Source organism: Pseudarthrobacter woesei (assembly GCF_055412745.1).
On sequence record NZ_JBVAYU010000001.1, the window covers coordinates 301,378 to 322,619 of the forward strand.

15 protein-coding genes are annotated in these 21,242 nt (G+C 68.1%); 10 read left to right on the plus strand and 5 right to left on the minus strand.

The features are described 5' to 3' along the window. Nucleotide 1 precedes the first annotated feature (1 nt). The 4 genes from ACZYZE_RS01460 to ACZYZE_RS01475 all read right to left on the minus strand — a co-directional run bounded on the left by ACZYZE_RS01460 (nt 2) and on the right by ACZYZE_RS01475 (nt 4,407). Nucleotides 2-2,017 carry a PTS fructose transporter subunit IIABC gene (locus ACZYZE_RS01460; RefSeq protein WP_459317892.1) on the minus strand — a complete coding sequence of 672 codons (2,016 nt, stop codon included), beginning with the start codon at nt 2,015-2,017 and terminating at the stop codon, nt 2-4. Nucleotides 2,018-2,019: 2 nt separating this feature from the next. Further along, the gene (locus ACZYZE_RS01465; RefSeq protein WP_459317891.1) at nt 2,020-3,006 is read right to left on the minus strand and encodes a 1-phosphofructokinase family hexose kinase; all 987 of its coding nucleotides are present in this window, start codon (nt 3,004-3,006) and stop codon (nt 2,020-2,022) included. Beyond that, entirely contained in the window at nt 3,003-3,806 is an 804-nt protein-coding gene (locus ACZYZE_RS01470; protein ID WP_463905845.1) for a DeoR/GlpR family DNA-binding transcription regulator, read from the minus strand. The genes ACZYZE_RS01465 and ACZYZE_RS01470 overlap by 4 nt, the downstream gene beginning before the upstream one ends. Nucleotides 3,807-4,143: 337 nt before the next feature. Then, complete coding sequence (locus ACZYZE_RS01475; RefSeq protein WP_463905847.1) at nt 4,144-4,407, minus strand: DUF6458 family protein; 264 nt, start codon at nt 4,405-4,407, stop codon at nt 4,144-4,146. A 329-nt stretch (nt 4,408-4,736) separates the two neighbouring features. On the opposite strand from ACZYZE_RS01475, the gene ACZYZE_RS01480 reads away from it, so the two are divergent. The 4 genes from ACZYZE_RS01480 to ACZYZE_RS01495 all read left to right on the plus strand — a co-directional run bounded on the left by ACZYZE_RS01480 (nt 4,737) and on the right by ACZYZE_RS01495 (nt 10,238). Next, complete coding sequence (locus ACZYZE_RS01480; protein ID WP_459317888.1) at nt 4,737-5,957, plus strand: beta-ketoacyl-[acyl-carrier-protein] synthase family protein; 1,221 nt, start codon at nt 4,737-4,739, stop codon at nt 5,955-5,957. A 9-nt stretch (nt 5,958-5,966) separates the two neighbouring features. After that, complete coding sequence (locus tag ACZYZE_RS01485; protein ID WP_463905849.1) at nt 5,967-6,584, plus strand: alpha/beta hydrolase; 618 nt, start codon at nt 5,967-5,969, stop codon at nt 6,582-6,584. Nucleotides 6,585-7,074: 490 nt separating this feature from the next. Further along, nucleotides 7,075-7,833 (plus strand): HAD family hydrolase, encoded by a 759-nt coding sequence (locus tag ACZYZE_RS01490; RefSeq protein ID WP_463905852.1) that lies wholly within the window; start codon nt 7,075-7,077, stop codon nt 7,831-7,833. Between the two features lie 74 nt (nt 7,834-7,907). Continuing rightward, nucleotides 7,908-10,238 (plus strand): glycoside hydrolase family 65 protein, encoded by a 2,331-nt coding sequence (locus ACZYZE_RS01495; protein ID WP_463905854.1) that lies wholly within the window; start codon nt 7,908-7,910, stop codon nt 10,236-10,238. 64 nt (nt 10,239-10,302) lie between these two features. Here the strand turns inward: ACZYZE_RS01495 and ACZYZE_RS01500 are convergent, their stop codons facing one another. Then, on the minus strand, nt 10,303-11,688 hold the full coding sequence (locus ACZYZE_RS01500) for an MFS transporter (RefSeq protein WP_459317884.1): 1,386 nt from the start codon (nt 11,686-11,688) through the stop codon (nt 10,303-10,305). Between the two features lie 224 nt (nt 11,689-11,912). On the opposite strand from ACZYZE_RS01500, the gene ACZYZE_RS01505 reads away from it, so the two are divergent. The 6 genes from ACZYZE_RS01505 to narJ all read left to right on the plus strand — a co-directional run bounded on the left by ACZYZE_RS01505 (nt 11,913) and on the right by narJ (nt 21,241). Continuing rightward, on the plus strand, nt 11,913-13,286 hold the full coding sequence (locus ACZYZE_RS01505; RefSeq protein ID WP_459317883.1) for an NAD-dependent succinate-semialdehyde dehydrogenase: 1,374 nt from the start codon (nt 11,913-11,915) through the stop codon (nt 13,284-13,286). A gap of 155 nt (nt 13,287-13,441) precedes the next feature. Then, nucleotides 13,442-14,305, plus strand: coding sequence for a hypothetical protein (locus tag ACZYZE_RS01510; protein WP_463906156.1), 864 nt, complete (start codon nt 13,442-13,444; stop codon nt 14,303-14,305). After that, the gene (locus ACZYZE_RS01515) at nt 14,296-15,045 is read left to right on the plus strand and encodes a LamB/YcsF family protein (protein WP_459317882.1); all 750 of its coding nucleotides are present in this window, start codon (nt 14,296-14,298) and stop codon (nt 15,043-15,045) included. Before ACZYZE_RS01510 ends, ACZYZE_RS01515 begins: the two co-directional genes overlap by 10 nt. Before the next feature lie 156 nt (nt 15,046-15,201). Next, the gene (locus ACZYZE_RS01520) at nt 15,202-18,912 is read left to right on the plus strand and encodes a nitrate reductase subunit alpha (protein ID WP_463905857.1); all 3,711 of its coding nucleotides are present in this window, start codon (nt 15,202-15,204) and stop codon (nt 18,910-18,912) included. Further along, the gene (gene narH, locus ACZYZE_RS01525) at nt 18,912-20,624 is read left to right on the plus strand and encodes a nitrate reductase subunit beta (RefSeq protein ID WP_459317880.1); all 1,713 of its coding nucleotides are present in this window, start codon (nt 18,912-18,914) and stop codon (nt 20,622-20,624) included. Before ACZYZE_RS01520 ends, narH begins: the two co-directional genes overlap by 1 nt. After that, complete coding sequence (narJ, locus tag ACZYZE_RS01530; protein WP_459317879.1) at nt 20,621-21,241, plus strand: nitrate reductase molybdenum cofactor assembly chaperone; 621 nt, start codon at nt 20,621-20,623, stop codon at nt 21,239-21,241. The genes narH and narJ overlap by 4 nt, the downstream gene beginning before the upstream one ends. Nucleotide 21,242 lies beyond the last annotated feature (1 nt).

Sequence of the window (21,242 nt, forward strand, 5' to 3'; positions counted from 1 at the left end):
CTCAGACGGTTACGGGAACCCGTTCAACCGTATCAACGGACTTCTTGGCTGCCCAGCGCTTGAGGGCGACCACGGCCAGAGCGCTGACCACGGTTCCGGCGAGGATGGCGACGATGAACATCACCAGGTTCCCGATGGCGAAGAATACGAAGATACCGCCGTGCGGTGCCTGCGAGGTGACGCCGGTGGCCATGGACAGTGCCCCGGTGAGGGCGCCGCCCAGCATGCTGGCGGGGATGACTCGCAGCGGGTCGGCCGCGGCGAACGGGATGGCACCTTCGGAGATGAAGGACGCGCCCAGCAGCCAGGCTGCCTTGCCGTTTTCACGCTCGGCCAGGCTGAAGAGCTTCTTGTCCAGGACTGTGGCCAGGGCCATCGCCAGCGGCGGGACCATGCCGGCAGCCATCACGGTTGCCATGATCTGCCACGGTGCCTGGTTGGTGGCGCTGCCGGCGCTCAGGCCGGCCACAGCGAAGGCGTAGGCAACTTTGTTGACCGGACCGCCGAGGTCGAAGCACATCATGAGGCCAAGGATGATGCCGAGGACAACGGCGGAGGCGCCGGTCATGCCCGAGAGCCAGCCGTTGAGGGCCGCGGTAAGGCCAGCGATGGGGCCGCCGAGGACGAGGAACATCAGGCCGGAGGCAAAGATGGAAGCGAGCAGGGGGATGATCACCACGGGCATCAGGCCGCGGAGCCACCGCGGAACCTGCCAGGTCCCGATCAGATGAGCCATGTAGCCCGCGAGCAGGCCGCCGACGATGCCGCCGAGGAAGCCGGCACCCATAAAGCCAGCGACGGCGCCGGCCACGAAGCCCGGTGCGATGCCCGGCCGGTCGGCGATTGCGAAGGCGATGTAGCCAGCCAGTGCGGGAACCAGGAAGCCCATGGACAGGGCACCGATCTTGAACAGCACTGCGCCGAGGTAGATCGCCAGCCCGCCCTCGGGAAGGTTGCCGAAGTTGTTCTCCACAACCACCTTGTTAGCAACGGCGGTGATGTCGTAGCCGCCCAACAGGAAGCCGAGGGCGATCAGCAGGCCGCCGCCGGCCACAAACGGAATCATGTAGCTGACACCGGTGAGCAGGGCCCTCTTGAGCTTCTGGCCGATGTGCTCGCCCTTTTCTGCGGCGTCATTCTGGGCCTGCTCTTCGGCACCGAAGTGCGGCACGCGGCGGGCGTTCGGATTGTCCGCCGCGGCGAGGGCTTCCTGGACCATCTTGTCCGGTTCGTCGATGCCGCGCTTGACGGGCGCGTTGATGACCGGCATGCCGGCGAAGCGTTCCTTGCCGCGGACATCGACGTCGACGGCGAAGATCACGGCGTCGGCGGCGGCGATCACCGCGGGATCCAGCGGCTTGGCGCCGGACGAGCCCTGGGTCTCCACCTGCAGGTCCACGCCGGCTTCCTTGGCCGCGGCCACGAGGGAATCGGCGGCCATGTAGGTGTGGGCGATGCCGGTGGGGCAGGCGGTCACGGCGACGAGGCGCTTGGGACGTGCCGCCCCGGCCGCGGTGGTTGCGCCTGTCGAAACGGGTGCCGGTGCGGCCGCTGCCGGTGCGGGTTTATCGGCAAGGGCACCTTCGACGAGTTCCACGATTTCGGCCGGCGACGTCGCGGCACGCAGGGCCGCGGTGAAATCCTTCTTGATCAGGGACCTGGCCAGCTTGGAGAGGAGCTTGAGGTGCTCCTGGTCCGCGCCTTCGGGGGCCGCGATGAAGAAGATCAGGTCCGCCGGACCGTCCTTGGCGCCGAAGTCGACGGGCCGGGACAGCCGTGCCATCGCCAGGGTCGGTTCGGTGACCGCCGTCGAACGGCAGTGCGGGATGGCGATGCCGCCGGGGACGCCGGTGGCGGTCTTCGACTCCCGGGCGAAGGCGTCGGCGAAGAGGCCTTCGACTTCGGTGGCGCGTCCGTTGGCCGCAACTTTGCCTGCCAGGTGCCGGATCACATCCTCGGGCGAGCTGCCCAGGTTCTGGTCGAGCTCGACCAGTTCGGTCGTAATGAGCTGAGTCACTGTCAATCCTTCCGGAGGGCCGTGATGGTTACGGCATCGGGGGTGGTTTGGTGGACTGCCGGGACTGTGGAGCCCGGCAGGGAAGCGGCAGCGGCACCGTGGGCCACCGCCTGTCGGAGGCAATCGGCCGGGGCGGCGCCCCGGCTGGAAGCGAGCAGGTAGCCGGCCAGCGAGGAATCGCCGGCGCCCACCGTGCTCACGGCAGTGACCGGCGGGTGCGTGGCCAGCCACGCGCCGTCGGCCGTCACAAGCACCGCACCCTTGGAGCCGAGGGTTGCCAGTACAGCACCCACTCCGGATCGCACGACGGCGGCGGCGGCCGCCGCGGCAGCCGCCGGATCCGCTTCGAGTTCCTCGGCGGATTTGTGCGTGGCGAATCCGGCTGCGGCAGCCAGTTCCACCAGTTCCTCGGCGTTGGGTTTCAGCAGGTCCGGTTTCCCCGAAGCGTCGCCGGAGATCGCGGCGGCGAGCGGTTCGCCGGAGGAGTCGACGGCGACAAGGGGTGCCTCATTGCCGTGATTCAGGGAGCGCAGCCGCCGGGTGACGGTGGCGTAGAAGTCGGCCGGGACCCCGGGTGGGAGCGAGCCGGCCAGAACAACCCAGCTGGCGCCGCGGGAGTGGTCCAGCAGCAGCCCGATCAGGGCTTCCTGCTGGTCCGCGCTCAGCACCGGGCCGGGTTCGTTGATCTTTGTGGTGACGCCGCCGGGTTCGGTGAGTGCCACATTGCTGCGCAGCGGTTCCCCGATCGGCAGGGCGGCGAACGGGACGTCGCCTGCCCGGAGCCCGGCGAGGACGGGATCGGCTTCGGCGCCGGGCAGCACGGCGACCGTCTTCAGCCCGGAAGCGACGAGGGCGCGGGAGACGTTGACTCCCTTGCCGCCGGATTCCTGCCGGACCGAGACGGCCCGCTGGACCTCGCCGCGGAGCAGGGGGCCGGGCAGGGCCACGGTACGGTCCAGGCTCGGGTTGGCGGTCAGGGTGACAATCATGCGACCACCACCTCCACTCCGGCGTCCGCGAGGGCGTCGGCCAGCTCCTGGCTGGGTTTCGTGTCAGTGATCAAGGTGTCCAGATCTTTCAACGAGGCGAACTGGACCAGCGTTTCGGCGTCCAGCTTGGAGGCATCAGCCAGCACCACAATGCGGCGCGCTGATTGGACGAAGGCAGCCTTGACCGCGGCTTCTTCAGGATCGGGAGTGCTCAGACCGAAGGCTGCGTGGATGCCGTTGGTGCCGATAAAGGCGATGTCGGGGCGGATCCGGCGGGCTGCTTCCACGGTGGACTGGCCAACGGCGGCCTGGGTGATGCCGCGGACCTTGCCGCCCAGCAGGTGCAGGGCGATGCCGGGTTCGCCGGACAGCTTGGCCGCGATGGGCAACGAGTGGGTGATGACCACCAGCTCCGCACCGTGCCCCGGGCCGGCGGGGGTGGCTGCCATCCGGGCGGCCAGGAGTTCCGCGAGGGCTTCGGTGGTGGATCCGGCGTCGATCAGGATGCTGCCGGTGCGGTCCTGCGGGATGAGCGCCAGGGCGGCCTCGGCAATCCGGGTCTTTTCCGGCTGCCGCTGGACGGTCCGCACCAGGATGCTTTCCTCGCTGGTGCTGACACGGTCCGCGGACACGGCGCCGCCGTGGACCCGGCGCACACTGCCGGCGGCTTCGAGGGCGGCGAGGTCCCGGCGGACGGTTTCGGTGGTGATGCTGAAACGATCCGCGAGGTCGGTGACGCTGGCACGGCCGCTGGCGGTAATGAGCCCCACTATCAGCTCTTGGCGTTCCTCGGCGAACACTGGCTCTCCCTTGCGTCAGTACTGTGGATCCTCCTGCCGCTTCAGTGATAGCCATCACATGAAGTGGAGTTGTTTGACTTTATCTTTGAACATGTTGCTTTGTCAATGGAAAGCAACAAGAACGCAGATGCCAGCTCACGGTTCACGGGGGCATGTCCATTTTTCGCGCCGGGGAGTGGGCATATTGGGACTATGTCCAGCCGCGGCCTCAGGGGTGGGGCATGTCCAGAGGGCCAAGCCGGGCATGGCCTAAATGGCGGACGCCGGGCCAGACCTCTGGGGTCCGGCCCGGCGTCCGGGTCGTTCACTTCGGCGCCTGCTGGTGCCGGGGGCGGGACTAGATGCCGGCGTCGCGGCTCTCGTTCCGGGTGATGGTCTCGCCCGTGTTGGGGTCGACGACGGAGCGGGTTTCGCTGACCCGGCGGGTGCGGCTGCGGCCGGGGGAGGCCATGATCAGGGAGGCGATCAGTCCGATCACGCCGACCACCATCAGGATGTAGCCGACCATGGCCTGGTCGACGTTGGGGATCAGGCCCGGGGCGATGGCCCAGGCGAGGATGGCGCCGAGGGCAATGAGGAAGATGGAGGAACCGATTCTCATGACTTGCTCCTTCTTGTCCGGTGGGACGGGTAGGTAATGCTAAGCATGCTGTCCAGCGTCACGCTACAGCCCCATACATGGTGTTTCAACGCTTTTTGACTGCGCCTCGCCGGGGATTTTCCGGCGTGTCGGCGGACACGGCGTGGCTTTTTGCGCCGCTTCCGACCCCGTGGCTCGGATCCGCGTAGCCTGCGTCCGATTCCGTAGCGGATTCCGCGGTGTGCCCGTTGCGGCGGGCGGCACGTACCCTTGAATGGGGGCCTGGCATTAGTCCATGAAGCACGCCCGCCCTCGCGCTCCGGGCGGGCCTCACAGAAGCACGGTTTGTAATGTCTGAAATTACCCCCAGGGTCGTCGTTACGGGATTGGGCGCGGTGACCCCTGTGGGCGGCACCACCGACGAGACCTGGGCCGCACTGTTGGCCGGGCGTTCCGGAATCGCAGCGCTCGAGGATGATTGGGCGCAGGGACTGCCCGTCCGCATGGCCGGCCGGGTGGCAGCTGACGTCGCTTCGCAGCTCTCCACCCCCGAATACAAGAGGATGGACCGGTGCGGACACCTGGCGCTCATTGCTGCCAGGGAAGCGTGGGCGCAGGCCGGCCGTCCGGATGCCGACCCGGAGCGCCTGGCGGTGGTGATCGGCTCCGGCTACGGCGGCCTGGACACCACGCTGGAGCAGGCCAGGACCCTTGATGCCGGCGGCCCCCGCCGGGTCTCCCCGCACACCCTCACCCGGATCATGACCAACGCCCCTTCCGCCTGGGTCTCCATGGACATCGGCGCCAAAGGCGGCGCACGGACTCCGGTGAGCGCCTGCGCCTCGGGGGCGGAAGCCATCTCCCAGGCGGCGGACATGATCCGGGCCGGATCCGCGGACGTGGTGGTTGCCGGCGGCGTGGATTCCTGCATCAACGGCCTGATCATCAGCGGGTTCGCGCAAATCCGGGCCCTGTCCACGCGGAACGGGGATCCGCAGTCCGCGTCGAGGCCCTTCGACCGGGACCGGAACGGCTTCGTGCTGGCAGAAGGCGCCGCGGTCCTGGTGCTGGAACGTGAAGACCACGCCGTCGCCCGCGGCGCCGAGATACTGGGCGTCGTCGCCGGGACCGCGGTGACCTCCGACGCCGTCGACATCGTCGCCGCCGATCCGGCCATGCAGCGCCGTGTGATGGAAAAGGCAATTGCCGCAGCAGGCCTTAGGCCGGAGGGCATCGGCCTGGTCCACGCCCATGCGACCTCCACACCGGTGGGGGACCGCCTCGAAGCGGAAGCCATCAAGGCCGTCCTCGGAAACCGGGTTCCGGTCACGTCAACGAAGTCCCTTACAGGGCACCTCCTTGGCGGCGCCGGCGCGCTCGGGGCTATCGTTCTCGTCAAGGCGTTGCGGACCGGAGCATTCCCGGGCACCCTCAACCTCGAAGACCCGGATGACGGTATCGAGCTGAATCTCATCCGGGAAACAGCCTCGGGCCTCCCGGCTGCGGCGGGCCTGGCCAATGCCTTCGGCTTCGGCGGCCACAGCACCGCCCTGGTGATCACCGAAAGCTAGGGTGTCCCCATGGAGACTGTCGTCTGGTCAAAGCCGGAACAGGAACGCGCCGGCACGCCGCTGCTGGTTATGATGCACGGCTACGGCACCGACGAAACCCGGATGGCCAAGCTGTTCGGCTCCCTCCCGCCCGAGTTCAGCTGCGCCTCCCTGCGCGCCCCGAAAGTGATCGGCGAGGGCTTCGGCTGGTTCCTGCTGGACTACTTCCTGACCCATGACTTCGCGGACGTCATTTCGTCCACCAACGCCGTGTTCACCTGGATCGACACGGTCAAGGCGAAACACAGCAGCGTCAGCCTGCTGGGCTACTCGCAGGGCATGGCCATGGCCAGCACCCTGCTGCGTCTGCGGCCCGCCCAGTTCCGGGCCGTCGTCGGGCTGTCCGGGTTCGTCCTGGAAAACGAACTCCTGGCCATGAGCGAATCGTTCGAGACACGGCCGCCGTTCTTTTGGGGACGGGACAAGGATGATGCGGTGATCAACGACGACGCCACGGAACACACCGAGGAATGGCTGCACGAGCACACCCAGCTCACGGCGCGCAGCTACCCCGGAATGGGGCACTCCATCTCCAAGGCCGAGCTTGTGGACGTCAGCGCCTTCCTGCGCCACTATGTTCTGCGCTGACGCCACGGACGCCGGCGCCGGCATCGACGGCGGCCGGCGGGTCATGACTGAGCTGGCGGAAAACCGCAGAATGACCTCCGTGATTGTCGCCGGTTGGGACCAAACTGCGCTCCGCGCGTCCACCGAGCTGAGTTCCCGGTTTGTCAGCGCCGAAAAACGTGTCCATCATAGGAAGAGACGTTCATCGGATGAGCTGCTTCCCGGGACCCACCACAACCGCCCACCCATTAACCGATCAGGGCGCGTTCGCGGCCAAGCTGTTGATTGAGAAACTCCGCCAGCCGGGCGTCCGAATCCCCGCCTCCAGCCGCGTGCTGGAGACCACGCTGGTGGACCGTAAGGGCTCTCGCCGCCGGCGACGGACCAGGCCGGGCCTCGGCGCCACCGCCCGTGCAGCCCCGGACCCTCCAAAGATTTCCCGTCGCAGTGCGCCGTGTACTGCGATATCCACCGACTTGCCTGCCCACCGTCTGAAAGGACTTTCGACCCCATGACTGAGCTTCCCGACGCGAGCTGGACCGGCGCCTCCGCCATCCTCTTTGACCTCGACGGCGCCTCCGCCATCCTCTTTGACCTCGACGGCGTCCTGACCCCTACGGCGATCGTGCACGAGCGCGCCTGGCAGGAACTCTTCGACGGCTTCCTGCACACGGTCCCAGAGGCGGCCGGCTACCGCGAAAGCGACTATTTCGACCACATCGATGGCAAGCCGCGCTTCGACGGCGTCCGCGACTTCCTCGCGTCCCGCGGCATCGTCCTGCCGGAAGGTCCGCCGGGCGACGATCCCGCGCACAACACCGTCCATGGCCTGGGAAACCGCAAGAACAGGGTCTTCAACGACATTGTGGACGCCGGCGGCGTGAAGCCCTACCAAGGCTCCGTGCGCTTCATCGACGCCGTGCTGGCCCGCGGACTCAAGGTCGCCGTCGTCTCCTCCTCCCGCAACGCCCCGGCCGTGCTCAAGGCGGCGGGACTGTCCGACTACTTCCCGGTGGTGGTCGACGGCGTCGTCGCCGTGGCCGAAGGGCTGCCCGGCAAGCCCAGCCCGGCCACCTACGAATACGCCGCCCGGCTGCTGGGCCTGCCCAGCGAGGAATGCGTCGTCGTCGAGGATGCCGTCTCGGGTGTTCAGGCCGGAAGCGCGGGGAGCTTCCACTCGGTGATCGGCGTGGACCGGGGAGCGGGGCGGCAGACCCTGCTCGACGCCGGCGCCACCCTCGTGGTCAACGACCTCGCCGAGCTCCTTTAGCCCCCCACCACAACGCACGACATTCACCGCAGCATCTCACCGCGCCGCTTTTACCGCCCAAAGGAATCCCAACCATGGCCCTCATCACCTCTGACCGCGCCCGGTTCCCCAACGACCCCTGGCAGCTTGTCGAGACTGTCCACCTCCCCGGCAACTCGGGCACCCTGGAAACGCTCTTCAGCCTGGGCAACGGCCACCTGGGTATCCGCGGCGCCCACTGGGCGGCCGCCGACGCCGATCTGCCGGGCAGCTTCATCAACGGCTTCCACGAGACGTGGGACATCAAGCACGCCGAAAACGCGTACGGTTTCGCCCGTACGGGCCAGCGGATCCTCTATATCCCGGACGCCAACAACTTCATCGTGGTCATCGACGGCGAAACGCTGAGCCTCGACGAATCCACCGTGCTGGACTACCGGCGCAGCGTCGACTTCACCACCGGAATCTACGAATGCCGGATCACCTGGCAGTGCCGCTCCGGCGCCACCGTGACCACCACGGAACGCCGCGCCGTCGGCTACGAGACCCGCGGTGCGCTCGGCATCTCGCTGGAACTCGCCGCGGACCGGGACATCTCCGCCGATGTCACCTCCTCGGTGATCAACCGCCAGGACCAGCCGGTGGAGGACCACTCGGCGCATGACCCGCGCCGGGCCGGCCGGCACGCCGGGCGCGTGCTGCTGCCCCTGCGCCTCGACGGCGGCGACGGCTCGCTGCGCCTGTCCTGGGAAACCGCCGAATCCATGCAGCGCATCGGTATGGCCGTGGACCACTGGACGTCCGCGGGCCTGCAGCCCTTCGACACCCTGGTGCACGAGGATGACAGCAGTGTCCGCTTCGTGCTGGCGGTCGGCGCGGACGATCCGTTCGTGCTGGAAAAGAGCGTCAGCTACGCCATCGGGCAGGCCTCGGCGGACCTTGCCGACGACGCCGAAGCCGGACTCAAGCCGATCGCGGAGATCTTCGCCGAAAGCACCGCGCACTACCGTGATTACTGGACCACGAGCGACATCGTGCTGGCCGGCCAGGCCGAGCTTCAGCAGGCCGTCCGCTGGAACCTCTTCCAGCTGGCCCAGGCCACGGCGTGCGCCGACGTCGCCGGCATCCCGGCCAAGGGCGTCAGCGGCTCGGGCTACGACGGGCACTACTTCTGGGACCAGGAGGTGTACCTGATGCCGTACCTGACGTACACCAGCCCGGGCAACGCCCGCCAGGTCCTCGAGTTCCGCCATGCGATGCTCCCCGAGGCCAAAATCCGCGCCAAGGAGCTCAGCGTCGACGGCGCCCTCTTCCCGTGGCGCACCATCAACGGGCTCGAGGCCAGCGCCTACTACGCCGCCGGCACCGCCCAGTTCCACATCGCCGCCGCGATCGCTTTCGCGACCAACCGCTACATCTGGGCCAGCGGCGACCAGGATTTCCAGGAAACCCTTGGCTCCGAATTGCTGATCGAAACCGCCCGGATGTGGCTCTCACTGGGCTTCTTCGGCAAGGACGGGCTGTTCCACATCCACGGCGTCACCGGCCCGGACGAGTACACCGCCGTCGTCAATGACAACCTGTACACCAACGTCATGGCGCGCTTCAACCTGCGCGCCGCGGCGGCGCTGGAGCACCCGGAGATCGACGACGCCGAACGCCAGATCTGGGAGCAGGCCGCCAACCGGATGCAGCTGCCCTACGACGAGGACCTCCAGGTCCACTCGCAGGACAACGACTTCATGACCCTGGAGCCGTGGGACTGGACCACCCCGCGTTCCAAGTACCCGCTGCTACTGCACTTCCACCCTCTGGTGATCTACCGGCACCAGGTGCTCAAGCAGGCCGACAGTGTGCTGGCCATGTTCCTGCAGTGGCAGGATTTCACGGCCGAGGAAAAGCGCCGTGCCTTCGATTTCTACGATCCGATCACCACCGGCGACTCCACTCTGTCCGCCTGCGTCCAGGGCATCATGGCGGCCGAGGTCGGCTACGGTTCGGCCGCGCTGGACCACTTCACGCACGCGCTGTTCATTGACCTGGACGACACCCACGGCAATACGATCGACGGCGTGCATATCGCCTCCACCGGCGGCGTGTGGAGCTCGCTGGTCAGCGGGTTCGCCGGCCTGCGCGATCAGGGAGCGGTGCCGTACTTCGACCCTCGCCTGCCCGCCGAATGGGACGGGCTTGCCTTCCACCTGAAGATCCAGGGCCGGCTGCTGCAGGTGGAGCTGGAACAGGGCTCCATCAGCCTCACCATCCGTGAAGGCGCACCGCTGGAGGTCGACGTCCGCGGCGCGCTGGTCACCCTGGACCGCGATCCGATGCGGGTTCCGCTGGCACCCGTGGCGACACCCGAGCCCACGATTTTCCCCAGCGGACTCCCGACGGCGTCGATCCCGATCGTGCGCGCCAGCGTCTAACGTCTAAGCGGGGCGACAGCAACGCGGGGTCACTTCGCGCCCATTCCGGACCGCCGGACGGGCGTTAAGTGACCCCGCGTTGCTTCGGGCCGGGCCGCCCTGCACCGGAGGCTTCGGTGCCGGCCGTGGCGTCCGCTGTGTCTGCGGCCTCTTCACTGCGGTGCAGCGGGTGGGACAGTTCGTCCGCCGTCATCCTCGCCACCATCATGGCGACCACGGCCATGACGGGGCAGACGGTCCCGGCCACGAGAAATATCAGCCACACCGGCAGTACCGCGGCGGCCGGGCCGGCGAGGGCCATGGAGACCGGCATGAGGGCCAGCGAGACGAAAAAGTCCAGGCTCGAGACGCGGCCCAGCAGGTGCGGCGGGACCCGGCGCTGCAGGAGCGTCCCCCAGATGACCATGCCGACGCCGCCGGTGGCGCCGAAAATGAACAGGGCGGCGGCCAAGGCCCAGAAGCTGTCGATGATGCCGACGGCGGCGATCGGCAGGCTGCCCGCACCCCAGCTCACCATCATGACGCTGAGGTAGCGGCGGGGGAGCGGGAACGAGGCGGTGGCCAGCGAGGCTGCCGCGCCTCCGACGCCCATGATGGCGAGCAGGAAGCCGAACATGCGGGAGTCGCCGCCGAGCTGGTCCCGGACCACAAACGGCACCAGGACCTCGATGGGGCCGATCAGGAACAACACGGAAATGCAGGCCCACAGCAGGGTCCACAGCAGCCAGGGCGTTCGGACGGTGTAGCTGACACCCTCGCGGAGATCGTGCAGTAACGACGTTTTGGCGTGCGCCCGGCCAGCCGGGACCGCCTTGCCGGCCGCGCTGCTGTCGCCGTCGGGTGCCGGTGCGGCTGCCGCGGGCTGGCGGCGGAGGAAGTTCAGGATTGAAAAGGCCAGCAGGTGGCACGCCGCAACCCCGGTGACGGCGTGCGAGGGGGAGAGAGCCGCCACCAGGATCCCCGCGACCGCCGGCCCTGCTGCCTGCTGCAGGATGGGCCGCAGGGTGCCTTCCATGCCGTTGGCGGCCAGCAGATCCTCCGGCGGCAGGATCCGGGGCAGGATGGCCGAATAGGCGGGGAAGAAGAAGGCTGCCCCGACGCCGAGCACAAACGCCCCGAGCGCCAGATGCCAGAGCTGCAGCAAACCCGCCATGGCCAACCCGCTGATGGTCGCGATGACGGCAAGGTTGGCGCCCTCGACCGCGATGATCAGGAGCCGCTGCGGCAGCCGGTCCGCCGCGATGCCGCCGGCCAGGACAAAGGCCACCAGGCCCACGCTCCCGGCGGCTGCCACCAGAGAGAGTTCCAGCGGGCCTCCGCCGAGGTGGATCACCTCGTAGACCATCGCCACGGCCCACATCCCGGAACCGAAGATGGAGATGGCCAGCGCCGCGATCAGCACCCGGTATTCACGGTGCGCGAAGGGGCGGAGGGCTCTCAGTGCGCGCATGGATTCAGTCTAGGTGTCCGGCCGGGCGCAGGAGCAGCGGATTTCGATCCCAAAAGGACCGGATGGAATAGGCGGCGGACCGTCCGGGTTGCCGCCTAGTGGGACGGGTGACCTCATCGGGACAGCCCGTTCCGACGTACTGGGCCCGGACCGCCGCCACGCTGATCGGAGGCGGCCGTTGGCCCGATTGAACTGGACTAGCCAGAAACGGAGATGGTGGATAAATGACTGCCTACAAGACAGTGAACCCCGCAACCGGAGAAACGTCGAAGGAATTCCCGCTCGCGACCGCGGTCGAGGTGGAACAGGCGCTCGCAGCCTCCAAAGAGGCCTTCGTCGACTGGCGATCGGCCCCGGTGGAGGCCCGCGCCAAGGTAATTGCCCGTGTTGCCGAGTTGTACCGGGAGCGCCAGGACGAGCTGGCCCGGCTCATTGCCACGGAAATGGGCAAGCCCCTGGCCCAGTCCCGGGGCGAGGTGGGCCTCGTGGCCGATATCTACTCGTACTACGCGGAGGAAGGCCCGTCCTTCCTTCAGGACGAGCTGCTGGACGTCAGGGGCGGCGGCGAGGCCATTGTCCGCTCCGCACCGGTCGGGCCGCTCCTGGGCATCATGCCGTGGAACTACCCCTACTATCAGGTGGCGCGGTTCGCCGCCCCCAACCTGATCCTCGGCAACACCATCCTCCTCAAGCACGCCAGCAGCTGCCCGCAGTCTGCCGTCGCCATCGAGCAGATCTTCAAGGACGCCGGGCTCCCGGAGGGCGCCTACATCAACCTGTTCCTGAGCAATGAGCAGGTAGCCGAGGTCATCGCCGATGACCGCGTCCAGGGCGTCTCGCTGACCGGAAGCGAGCGGGCCGGAGCGGCCGTCGCCGAGGTGGCAGGCCGGAACCTGAAGAAGTACGTGCTGGAACTGGGCGGCAGCGATCCTTTCATCGTGCTCGACTCCGACGACCTCGACGCCACCGTCAAGGCCGCGGTCAGCGGCCGGATGGGCAACGCCGGTCAGGCCTGCACCGCCTCGAAGCGGTTCATCATCCTCGAGGACCTCTACGAGGCGTTCGTGGAGAAATTCACGGCCCGGATGTCCGCAATCAGGCCGGGTGACCCCTTGCTCGCGGACACACGGTTCGGGCCGCTGTCCTCGCAAAGCGCCGCCGACGGCCTCATCGAACAGATCCAGGACGCCGTGGACAAGGGCGCCACCCTGAAGACCGGCGGGCACCACATCGACGGCCCCGGCGCGTACGTGGAACCCACCGTACTCACCGATGTGACCCCGGACATGCGGGCGTTCTCCGAAGAGCTTTTCGGCCCGGCCGCGGTCATCTACAAGGTTGCCACCGTGGAGGAGGCCATCGAACTGGCCAACGGTTCCCCGTACGGCCTCGGCGGCGCGGTCTTCAGCGCCGATACGGAGAAGGCCAAGGATGTGGCGGACCGGCTGGACACCGGCATGGTGTTCATCAATTCCGTGGCCGAGACGCAGGCGGACCTCCCGTTCGGCGGGGTCAAGCGTTCCGGCGTCGGGCGTGAGCTGGCACGGTTCGGGATGAATGAGTTCGTCAACAAGAAGCTCATCCGGACCCCGCGCTAAACGCGGCGGGATCCCGCGGGCAGTTGAGGGCGAATGGGCGCCGCCAATCCGCCCCCAACTGCCCGCGCGCGGGCGGGCCCGCTGTTGCGCCGGGAGCGGTGGCCTAGTGTTAAGGCTTGCACCCTCAGCAGTTCCGGTTCCGACGAGAGGCGATGATGGCCAAGCGCAGCAACCCGGCAATGAAGATTGCCCAGCAGACGGCCCAGAAGGCGATGTTCGATGCCCAGGGCCAGCCCAAACAGGGCGTCCACAACGTGCTCCTGCGGGCCGTTGAAATCCAGCGGCCCCTGATCCTCGCCAACCTCCGGCGCCTGCAGAAGAAGCATCCGCACGCCACCGCGGCGCAGCTCGCCGCGAAGCTGGAACGCGACTACATCGTCGCCGTGACCGGTGGCGGGGCGCTCGTCGGCGGATCCGCCGTCATCCCCGGCATCGGGACAATGGCCGCCCTGGGCCTTTCAGCCGCCGCTACCGTGGGGTTCCTTGAGGCCACCGCACTCTTCTCCACCTCACTTGCCGAGCTGCACGGAGTACGGATGGTGGACCCGGACAGGGCCAGCACCTTGGTTATGGCCATCATGCTCGGCGAGGAGGGCACCGCATTGCTGAGCTCGCTGAGCGGCCAGGCTGCCGGGCAGGGCAAGGGCGCCACCCAGGCCTGGGGCTCGCTCTTCGCACGCCGCGTCCCGCTGGCCGGCTTCGGATCGGTGCGCGAACGGATCCAGACGATGTTCCTCCGGAGCCTGCTGAAAAAGCAGGGCACGGCCTTCCTGGGCCGGGCGCTGCCGTTCGGCATCGGAGCCGTCGTCGGCGGCGTCGGCAACGGGATGATGGGCCGCGCCGTCGTCGCCAACGCTAAGGCAGCGTTCGGACCCATGCCGGACACAATCCCGGGGGAGCTGCGGTCCGTGGCCCCGGGCCCGGACGCCCTCGGGGGTGACGCACCCGGGGGTGACGCACCCGGGGGCGACGCCCCGCGGAAAGACCAGGCCCAGGAAGGCGGCACCTTTTGGATCTGAACGCAGACCTGGGAGAGTCCTTCGGGACCTGGACCATGGGCGACGACGCCGCGCTGTTTCCGCTGGTCACGAGCGCCAGCGTGGCCTGTGGGCTGCACGCAGGGGACCCGGTAACCATGCTTGACACCTGCCGGGCCGCGTACGAGCTCGACGTCCGGGTGGGTGCCCACCTCGGCTACCCGGATCTGGCCGGATTCGGCCTCCGCGCACTGGACATGTCCTTCGACGATCTTTTCGGTGCCGTGCTGTACCAGCTCGGCGCCCTGGACGGGGTGGCCCACGCCGTCGGTGCCTCCGTGGACTACGTCAAGCTGCACGGGGCGCTCTACGACCGGACAGTGCACGACGCCGAGCAGGCCTCCGCCGTGATCGCCGCCATCCAGGCCTACGATCCGGGACTGCCCGTCCTGGGGTTCCCGGGCTCGGCGCTGCTCGCTATCGCCGGGGAAGCGGGCCACCCGGTGTTCTCCGAAGCCTTCGCTGACCGCGCCTACCTGCCGGACGGCACCCTCGTGCCGCGCTCGCTGGACGGTGCCCTGCTGCACGACGCCGGGCAGATCGCGGAGAGGGCCGTGCGCCTCGCCACCAAGGGCGAAGTGGAGGCCGTCGACGGCACCGTGCTCCGGATCCAACCGCAGTCGCTGTGCATCCACGGCGACACCCCCGGATCCGTCGCCACGGCCGCCGCGGTCCGCGCGGCCCTGGAAAGCGCCGGCGTGGAACTGGAGAGTTTCGCCTGAGCCTGCGGCCCGGGTTGGCGCGGGCTGCCCGCTGCGGGCCTGCTGATTCCTGATTGTTGGGTGCCTGTCCGGGACCGGTCCACGGGCTGCCCTGCGGCGCCTGCCCAGAGTCCTACGGCCCTATCCGGGCAGGAAACCGCAACCTAGCTTGAAGGCATGACTGCCGGAGGCTCCGCGGGGTTTGACGGACCCGCCTCGGATGCAATGTTGAAGCTGGGCCGGTTCTTCACGAAATGGGACCAGACCGACGACGGCAGGGCGGTGTTCCGGGAAGGCGGCCGCAAGGGCGACATTTTCTACCGTGACCGGTGGAGCCACGACAAGGTGGTCCGTTCCACGCACGGGGTGAACTGCACCGGCTCGTGCTCCTGGAAGGTGTACGTCAAGGACGGCATCATCACCTGGGAGTCCCAGCAGACCGACTACCCCTCTGTGGGCCCGGACAGCCCGGAATATGAACCGCGGGGCTGCCCGCGCGGGGCGGCCTTTTCCTGGTACACCTACTCGCCCACCCGCGTCCGCTTCCCCTATGCCCGGGGTGTGCTCGTGGAGATGTACCGTGAGGCCAAGGCCCGGCTGGGCGACCCGGTGCTGGCCTTTGCCGACGTCGTGGGCGACCCCGAGCGGCGCCGCCGCTACCAGCAGGCCCGCGGCAAGGGCGGCCTGGTGCGTGTCTCCTGGCAGGAGGCGATCGAAATCGCGGCTGCCGCGCACGTGAACACCATCAAGGCCTACGGGCCGGACCGCTGCGCCGGCTTCTCGCCCATCCCGGCGATGTCGATGGTCTCGCACGCCGTCGGGACCCGCTTCATCCAGCTGATCGGCGGGGTGATGACGTCCTTCTACGACTGGTATGCGGACCTGCCCGTGGCCAGCCCGCAGGTCTTCGGCGACCAGACCGACGTCCCGGAATCCGGCGACTGGTGGGATGCGGGCTACCTCATGATGTGGGGCTCCAACGTGCCCGTCACCCGGACCCCGGACGCGCACTGGATGGCCGAAGTGCGGTACCGCGGCACCAAAGTGGTAACCGTCAGCCCGGACTACGCGGACAACACGAAATTTGCCGACGAATGGCTCCCCGCCCAGGCCGGAACGGACGCCGCACTGGCCATGGCCATGGGGCACGTCATGCTCAAGGAATTCTTCATCGAGCGCGAGGTGCCGTTCTTTTCCGACTATGTCCGGCAGTATACGGACCTGCCGTTCCTGGTCAGGCTGGAACGGCGCGACGACGGCACGCTCACGCCGTCCAAGTTCCTCACCGCCAAGGACCTCCCGGCCGAGTCCGGGGCCGAGGACGCGGCGTTCCGCACCGTGCTTTTCGACAAGAAGACCGGCCTGCCGACCGTGCCCAACGGCTCCATGGGGTTCCGCTACTCGGGCAGCGGCGAAGGCAAATGGAACCTGGACCTTGAGGGGATCGAGCCCGCGCTGTCCCTCCGCGAAGTTTCCGGCGACAGCGCCGAGATCCTGCTGCCGTGCTTCGAAGACGCCGGCGGGGCCGGCAGTGTGCTCCGCCGTGGCGTGCCCGTCCTCGAGGTGGAGGGCCAGCTGGTCACCACCGTGTTCGACCTCATGCTGGCCCAATACGGCGTGGGCCGCGAGGGGCTTCCGGGGGACTGGGCCGCCGGCTACGACGACGCCTCGACGCCCTACACCCCGGCCTGGCAGGAGGAAATCACGTCCGTCCCGGCGCAGGCGTGCATCCGGGTGGCCCGCGAGTTTGCCCGGAACGCCGAGGAGTCCAAGGGCCGTTCGATGATCATCATGGGCGCCGGGATCTGCCAGTGGTTCCACGGCGACACCACGTACCGGGCGGTCCTGGCCCTCGTGATGCTGACCGGCTGCATGGGCCGGAACGGCGGGGGCTGGGCGCACTACGTGGGCCAGGAAAAGACCCGGCCGGCCACCGGCTGGGTGTCCCTGGCGAACGCGCTGGACTGGTCCCGGCCACCGCGGACCATGATCGGCACCGGCTACTGGTACATGCACACGGACCAGTGGCGGCAGGACGGCTACTCCGCGGACGCGCTCAAGTCCCCGCTCTCCACCGGGGCCCTGGACGGGATGCACACCGCGGACGCTCTGGCCCAGTCCGCGAGGCTCGGCTGGATGCCGTTCTACCCGCAGTTCGACCGCAACCCGCTGGACCTCGCGGACCAGGCGGAAGCCGCCGTCGCCGCCGGCACCGCGAAGGACACCCCCGGCTACATCGCGGACGCGCTCAAGAACCGCACCCTGAACCCGGCGATCGAGGACGTGGACGCCCCGGAAAACTGGCCGCGGACCCTCGTGCTGTGGCGTTCCAACCTGTTCGGCTCCTCCGCCAAAGGCAACGAGTACTTCCTGAGGAACCTGCTCGGCACCCACAACAACGTCCTGGGCAAGGACCACGCCGAGGGGCTCAAGCCCAAGGACGTGAAATGGCACGAACAGGCGCCGGAAGGGAAACTGGATCTGCTGGTCTCCGCGGACTTCCGGATGACCTCCACCACGCTGTTGTCCGACGTTGTGTTCCCGGCCGCCACCTGGTACGAGAAGCACGATCTGTCCTCCACCGACATGCACCCCTTCGTGCACGCCTTCACCCCGGCGATCGACCCGCCCTGGGAGACCAAAACCGACTTCGACATGTTCCACCTGCTGGCGCAGGAGTTCTCCAGGCAGGCTAAAACCCATCTGGGCGTCCGCCGCGACCTGGTCAGCGTGCCGCTGCAGCACGACACCCGCGGCCAGCTCGCCCAGCCCGGCGGAATCGTGCGGGACTGGCGGGACACCTCCATCCCCGCCGTGCCGGGACAGAATATGCCCGTCTTTTCCGTGGTGGAGCGGGACTACACCGCCATCGCGGACAAACTGGCCGCCATCGGGCCGCTGGCCGACAAACTGGGCTTCACGGTCAAGAACGTCACCTACAAACTCGCCGGCCCGCTTGACCGGCTCAGCCACTCCAACGGTGTGATGCTCGGCGGCGCCGCGGACGGCCGCCCCGCGATCGACACCGACGCGAAGATGGCCGAGGCCATCCTGGCATTCTCGGGCACCACCAACGGCGCCCTGTCCGTGCAGGGCTTCAAGGACCTGGAAATCCGCACCGGCCGGAAACTGGCGGACCTCGCGGAGGGCTCCGAGGAAAAATTCATCACCTTCGCCCAGACCCAGGCCGGCCCGGTTCCGGTGATCACCTCGCCGGAGTGGTCCGGATCCGAGACCGGAGGCCGCCGCTACGCCCCGTTCACCATCAACGTTGAGCGGCTCAAGCCCTGGCACACGCTGACCGGCCGGATGCACTTCTTCCTGGACCACGACTGGATGATCGACATCGGCGAGGCCCTGCCGATCTACCGGCCGCCGCTGGACATGCACCGCCTCTTCGGTGAACCCAAGCTCGGCCAGGACGGGGCCATGGAGGTGGTGGTCCGCTACCTGACCCCGCACTCCAAGTGGTCCATACATTCCGAATACCAGGACAACCTGCTGATGCTCTCGCTCTCCCGCGGCGGCCCCACGGTCTGGATGAGCCCCGCCGACGCGGCCGCCATCCAGGTCAAGGACAACGACTGGGTGGAGTGCCTGAACATCAACGGCGTCCTCGTGGCCAGGACGATCGTCAGCCACCGGATGCCGGCCGGCGTGGTCTACGTCCACCACGCCCAGGAACGCACCATCGACGTGCCGAAGTCCGAGGCCACCGGACGGCGCGGCGGCATCCACAACTCCGTCACCCGGCTGCTGGTCAAACCCTCGCACCTGATCGGCGGCTACGCCCAGCTGGCCTACGCGTTCAACTACCTTGGCCCCACCGGAAACCAGCGCGACATGGTTGCCACCGTCCGACGTCGTTCCCAGGAGGTGGAGTACTGATGCGTGTGATGGCTCAAATGGGCATGGTCATGAACCTGGACAAATGCATCGGCTGCCACACCTGTTCCGTGACCTGCAAGCAGGCCTGGACCAACCGTGCGGGCACCGAATACGTCTGGTTCAACAACGTCGAAACCCGCCCCGGCCAGGGGTATCCGCGCCGCTACGAGGACCAGGAGAAGTGGCAGGGCGGCTGGGAACTGAACAAGCGCGGCAAACTGGTCCTCAAGGCCGGAGGCCGGGTGAAGAAGCTCCTGGGGATTTTCGCCAGCCCGGTCCAGCCCGAGCTCAAGGACTACTACGAGCCTTGGACCTACGACTACAAAACCCTGGTGGACGCGCCCCTGGGCGACGATTTCCCCGTGGCCCGGCCAAAGTCCCTAATCACTGGCGAGGACACCAAGATCACCTGGTCCGCGAACTGGGACGATGACCTGGGCGGCTCCACCGAATACGGCCACCTGGACCCGATCGTGGAGAAAGTCCGCCGGCAGTCCGAGGACAAAATCAAGTTCGCCTACGAGCAGACTTTTATGTTCTACCTGCCGCGGATCTGCGAGCACTGCCTGAACCCGTCCTGCATGGCCTCCTGCCCTTCGGGAGCGATCTACAAGCGGGTGGAAGACGGAATCGTCCTGGTGGACCAGGACAAATGCCGCGGCTGGCGCCAGTGCGTCACCGGCTGCCCGTACAAGAAGATCTACTTCAACCACAAGACCGGCAAGGCCGAGAAGTGCACCTTCTGCTACCCGCGCGTGGAGGTGGGGCTGCCGACGGTCTGCTCCGAGACCTGCGTGGGGCGGCTGCGGTATCTGGGGTTGTTCCTGTACGACGCCGACGCCGTCACCGCGGCGGCGTCCGTCACGGACCCCCACGAGCTCTACGACGCCCAGATGGACGTGCTGCTGGACCCGAATGACCCCGCCGTCCAGGCCGAGGCCCGGGCCCAGGGCATCCCGGAGGACTGGATCGACGCCGCCCGGCGCTCGCCTGTGTACGCCCTGGCCAAGGTCTACAAGGTGGCCCTGCCGCTGCACCCCGAATACCGGACCATGCCGATGGTCTGGTACGTGCCGCCGCTGTCCCCGGTGGTGGACCTGCTGCGGGACCAGGGGCACGACGGCGAGGACGCCGGCAACCTCTTCGGCGCCATCGACGCGCTGCGCATCCCGGTGGAGTACCTCGCGGAGCTTTTTACCGCCGGCGACGCCGGCCGGGTCACCGCGGTGTTGAAGAAACTCGCGGCCATGCGCTCCTACATGCGCGGCATCAGCATGGGGAACGACCCCGACGACTCCATTCCGGAAGCCGTGGGCATGGACGGGCAGACCATGTACGAGATGTACCGGCTGATGGCGATCGCGAAGTACGAGGAACGCTACGTCATTCCCAAGGCGCACGCGGAACAAGCCCATGATCTCGAAGAGATGGGCTGCTCGCTGGACTTCGACGGCGGCCCGGGCATGCAGGACTCGGCCCCGTTTGGCGAGGCCAGCGGCAGGCCCGTCCCGGTGGCGGTGGAAACGTTCAACGCCCTGCGGGACCGGCAGACCTCCGATTCCGCGCCGGGCGAAACGACCCTGCGCGGCAGGGTGAACCTGCTGAACTGGGACGGCACAGGGGCCCCGTCCGGGCTGTTCCCGGAGAAGCCATCATCCGTGAAGCCCGGCGGCCATGGTCCCGGCACCCCGCCGGCCGGGGACCAGCCGTGAGCCGGCGCCAGCAGGTCCTCTACCTCGCCGCGGCCTGGTGCCTGTCCTACCCGGACGAGGAACTGATCGGCCGGGTGCCGCTGATGCGGGCCGCGCTGGCCGAGTTCCCCGGCGCCGTCGTGGACTTCCAGGAGGTCCTGGACCGGCTGGAATCCACGCCGCCGATGCAGGTCCAGGCCCACTACGTGCGCGAGTTCGACCTCGGCAAGCGGCACGCCCTGCACCTGTCCTACTGGACGGACGGGGACACCCGGCGCCGCGGCGAGGTGCTGGGGAACTTCAAGAAGACCTACCGGCAAAGCGACATCCTGGTGGACACCCACGGGGAACTGCCGGATTACCTTCCGATGGTCCTGGAATACGCCGCCCTCGTGGACCTCGCGGCCGGCAGGGAGTTGCTGACCCGCTTCCGGGCGAGCCTGGAGATGCTCCGCTTCGGGCTGCTCCGGGACGAGCTCCCGCACGCGCGGATACTGCAGGCCATCTGCGCCACCCTGCCGGGAAAGTCGCCGGCCGACGAGCAGGCCGTGATGCGGATGGCCGGCTACGGGCCGCCCACCGAAGCGGTAGGGCTGGACCCCTATGATCCGCGGCTGCTGCCCGTGAAGGGAGCCTGAG